Annotated in this window: 5 protein-coding genes; all 5 read right to left on the bottom strand. The window is 58.2% G+C overall.

The genetic code is table 11. The annotated features are described in order from the left end of the window. Window positions 1-57 precede the first annotated feature (57 nt). The 5 genes from V8324_RS22540 to V8324_RS21325 are packed head-to-tail and all read right to left on the bottom strand — an operon-like array spanning window position 58 to window position 3,414. Window positions 58-330, bottom strand: a complete 273-nt coding sequence (locus V8324_RS22540) for a DUF4123 domain-containing protein (protein ID WP_442970594.1) — start codon at window positions 328-330, stop codon at window positions 58-60. Then, window positions 327-704: a PAAR domain-containing protein gene (locus tag V8324_RS21340; RefSeq protein WP_336421907.1), complete on the bottom strand. Its 378-nt coding sequence runs from the start codon at window positions 702-704 to the stop codon at window positions 327-329. The genes V8324_RS22540 and V8324_RS21340 overlap by 4 nt, the downstream gene beginning before the upstream one ends. Window positions 705-754: 50 nt before the next feature. Beyond that, the gene (locus tag V8324_RS21335) at window positions 755-1,453 is read right to left on the bottom strand and encodes an ankyrin repeat domain-containing protein (RefSeq protein WP_336421906.1); all 699 of its coding nucleotides are present in this window, start codon (window positions 1,451-1,453) and stop codon (window positions 755-757) included. A 42-nt stretch (window positions 1,454-1,495) separates the two neighbouring features. Next, window positions 1,496-3,067, bottom strand: coding sequence for a hypothetical protein (locus V8324_RS21330; protein ID WP_336421905.1), 1,572 nt, complete (start codon window positions 3,065-3,067; stop codon window positions 1,496-1,498). Next, window positions 3,064-3,414 (bottom strand): hypothetical protein, encoded by a 351-nt coding sequence (locus tag V8324_RS21325; protein WP_336421904.1) that lies wholly within the window; start codon window positions 3,412-3,414, stop codon window positions 3,064-3,066. The genes V8324_RS21330 and V8324_RS21325 overlap by 4 nt, the downstream gene beginning before the upstream one ends. Between the last annotated feature and the right edge of the window lie 201 nt (window positions 3,415-3,615).

Genomic DNA, 3,615 nt, shown 5'->3' with positions numbered 1-3,615 from the left:
GCCGCCGGCCATCCGAAAAACCGGATCGACGAACTCCTCCCTTGGAACTTCCAGACGTCAAGCTGAAAAGCCCGTGGGGCCCAGCTGGCGCTTACCATTTATCAGAAGTTCCGAACGCAATAATATCCCCCAGTTCTGCCTCCATCCCTTACTCTGCCACTCTGAGGACAACTCGGCGTCAGGTACAAGTTCAACAATCCAAGGCGCTGCCGCAGCTACCTCGGGGTGTACATCACCCGCGAAAAGACAGGCACGTGCGGGTATCTCCAGTATCAGGGAATGAATTGCAGGGTCGCAGGCGGCATCAACGATCCCGAAAAGTCGGATCACCGACAGGGCCTAACGAAGGGGGCACCGGCTGCGGCTGCGCTGCGCAGCGTGCGGACCTGATCCTGCGCCACGCTCGCGCCGCCCATGTTTGGCCCCATCGGTCCGGCCGGCCCGCCGCTAACCTCGCCGATCAGGACAGTCGGAAACCCGGTGGTGATGACGCCGCCATGGACCGTACTGTCGCCAATCCGCGCGGCTGGCATGCCGCCTATCACAACCCCGGCTGAGCCGCGCACGATGGTGTCGGGCGGGCCGACGCAAGTGCATGTATCTGACACTCGCGCGGCAGGGGAACCGCCGATCAGGACGGTGGCAAAGCCAGTGATCACCGGCCCGCCGACGTGGGGTACTGGGGGCGTGCCAGGGGTGATCATTGGGCAGGCGTGAAGATCTGAAATACGGGCGGCAGGGGGCATGGGTTGGTTCAACTCCTCCGTGGCGAGCCGTCAAGATAGCAAGGAAATTCAATCCCGTGTAGCCGTAACATCAGCGCATTCAACGACTCGAATTCGGCGATCATCTTGGCAGAAGGTTGCATCGGACTCAGGTTCGCATTGAAGCACCAGGATTCTGGGACCGATGGTTCCCATTTCGTGGTGATCCGCGGATCGGTGCCGCGTTCCAACAACAGCCGCGCCATTTCAAGGTCTGGAGTGATCATGGCCACATGCATGGCAGTGCCTTCGAATGGAGACGACCAATTGGGGTCCGCACCATGATCCAGCAAGATCTCTGCTGCGTCCAAGTTCCCGCCAAAGACGGCGTGCATCAGCGTCGGGACTTCGAGACTACCAGTGACCCGGTTCACATCAAGCCCCGCGTCCAGAAGCACCTGAAGGTGATCTGCGGTGCCGTCCCCGCGCCCCGCAGCGAGTTGAGCCAAGCTGACCCCCTCTCCTGTGGTCGCGTTGATGTCGCCTCCTGCTTCGATGAGCAACGCCAGCATCGACGGATCCGCAGGCGACATTGCCAAATGTGACAGCCGTATTCCGTCGCGCCCGGGAACATCGAGAGGGAGCCCTTCGGCAAGAGCCGTGCGCAGCGGGGTATCGTCATGGTTCAAGATCCCGCGCGCTACAGCTTCCAGCCGGGCATCTTTAAAGAAAGGGGCACTAAGATCCATGATGCTCGCTGTATCCCTCAGGCTTTGGTCCTGGATGATCGGTCAGTTAAGATAGTGCTTCATTATTCCAATAACACCACCACCCGGGCCCGCAATATAGTCTGATTGCCGACCAGGGTTGCCGAGTGCGCTGCGCATGGTATCGATTGTGTCATACTTACGCTGCTCTATCCCGTTTATCAAATTTACGCATGAGTGCTGGTTGCCAGCGTCCATGCTACCGATAACAGCACCATCAGACAACCTCGGCTCGACCGTATTGATCTTACCCAAAGCCGGCGGAATGGCGTAGCCATATTTCCGCATGTTTTCTTCGGCACGATCCAGGGTTGATTTGGCCGTCGCCGGCCCGTCAGATCCGTCGCCAAGAATCCGTGCAAAGAGCGCTGCCCTCTCGTGATCGCCTGCAACAAGTTTGTCGTCGATCAGCGACTTTATGGGCGTCATACTTGCGACCCGGACCAATGGAGTCAGGGCAGCTACCACTGCAGTTTGGGCGGCCAGGCTATTTTGCAAACCGGTCAGCGGATCATTGGATGAGCGGTATTGCGTGAACCGCGACGCGGCTCCTGTGAGGTTTTTACCTGGAACCGTGGCCGGACTAAGGCCAGCCGAATTATGCATTATTCCGGACAAACCTCCGGCAACTCCTGCAGCCTGCGCCTTGCCTCCTCCAAGAGAATGGCCGGTGACCATAGCATTTGGGGCCTTCCCCAGATTTTGCGCCCTCGCCAACTGCCTTCCCAGCGCTTTGGCGGCCCTATACTGCTGCTCCTCCAACTGAAGCGCCTGGTCATGGTTGGTGTGTATGTCCTTGAGATCGCCAGTAGTGCCGCGAAAGGCGAGCACTGTCTTCGGACCTCCGGGAAAACCTTCGGGCAGCCTGTATATACGCGCCTTTGCCTCCTTTAGAAAGGCCGGTTTAATCCCCATTTCTTTGAGTTCATTTTCATCGAGTACGGCGGACCAAGGTGCAGGCGGCTCCGGTTTGTCTTTGCATTCAGAGCCGTCTGTAGGCCAGCAGCGGTAAACATCGTCAGACAAACGGGCCATTTCAACACCCTCCATGTCATCCTTGAGGGTTTCCGCATGGCGCTTCAAGTCATCGTTGCCGATGGCATTGGCAAGTTCCATCAGTCTTTCGCGATTCCGGATTCTTGTCTTTCTTTGCCCTGCACTTGCTGCCGCCTCGCATTCGAAACACGGCCCGTCTCCGAATGTTCTCCGAACATCGTTGAAGGGTTCGAGGACTTTCGATTCCACATATGCCCTGGACCCCAACCCGATTGCTAAAGTAACGACCACGGCCGACCCACCGACTGCCAATACATCCTTGCCACGCTCCGCGACCCAATCGGCCCCTGCGATGGCTGCAGAGCCCACCGCCTTGCCGGTAGCGACCACAGTATCGGCCACGGCTTCGGCCGTCGCTTTGGCTGCCGAGCCCGCCGCCTGGCCAGCCGCTGCGGCCGCCACCGCCGCGTCCCGAATCCGATCGGCGATCGTCCGGTCGGCTGCCGCCTTAGACGCAACCATTTCTTTGGCGAGCTCCTGCGCCTCAGGCGTTGCCTTCTCGGCGAATTTGAACAACTCGCTGCCGGGAGGACGCTTCATTTTGCGCTCAGTACATCGAGCAGGGTAATTGTGTAAATCTCCAGCCAGTCTGCCTTCTGTTCGGACGACAAGGTCGTTGAAGCCAAGCATTCGGCCACCGCTGGCATCGCTGTGTCGAAATCCGCGCCTAGGATCCAGGCGGCAAGGATATAGGTGGCGACTTCGCGCTCCTTGGAAAAACCGTGACTCCGCGCCACTTCTGACTGGGTCTGCACGAACTTCTGCAGTTCGGGGTCTGCAGGATCCGGCAGGTCGTCTGCGTAATGTTTATGCAACAGCAGGGCCATCCGGTCAGAAAAGTTGCCCTGCGTAAGACGGTTCAACTGGACGTTAGACAATTTAATCATGCTAACTTCGCCGTTCGATTTTAATCAAAATACCCGAAATACAACTACTATAGAGCGTCATGTTCACCTTGATTTGTATTGAGGTCAAGTGATTTGACATCCAATGGGCATTGTTGCAGAACTCAGGCCTGAGGCATGACTTCCCCTTACCCCACTGAGGTCAGCCCACGCGAGCGATCTCGGCGGTGCCGAGGGCGTTGA

It is taken from the genome of Roseovarius sp. D22-M7, assembly GCF_037083785.1.
GTDB lineage: Bacteria > Pseudomonadota > Alphaproteobacteria > Rhodobacterales > Rhodobacteraceae > Roseovarius.
The sequence above is the reverse complement of the archived record's forward strand: the minus strand, read 5'-3'. Positions and strand labels throughout refer to the sequence as shown.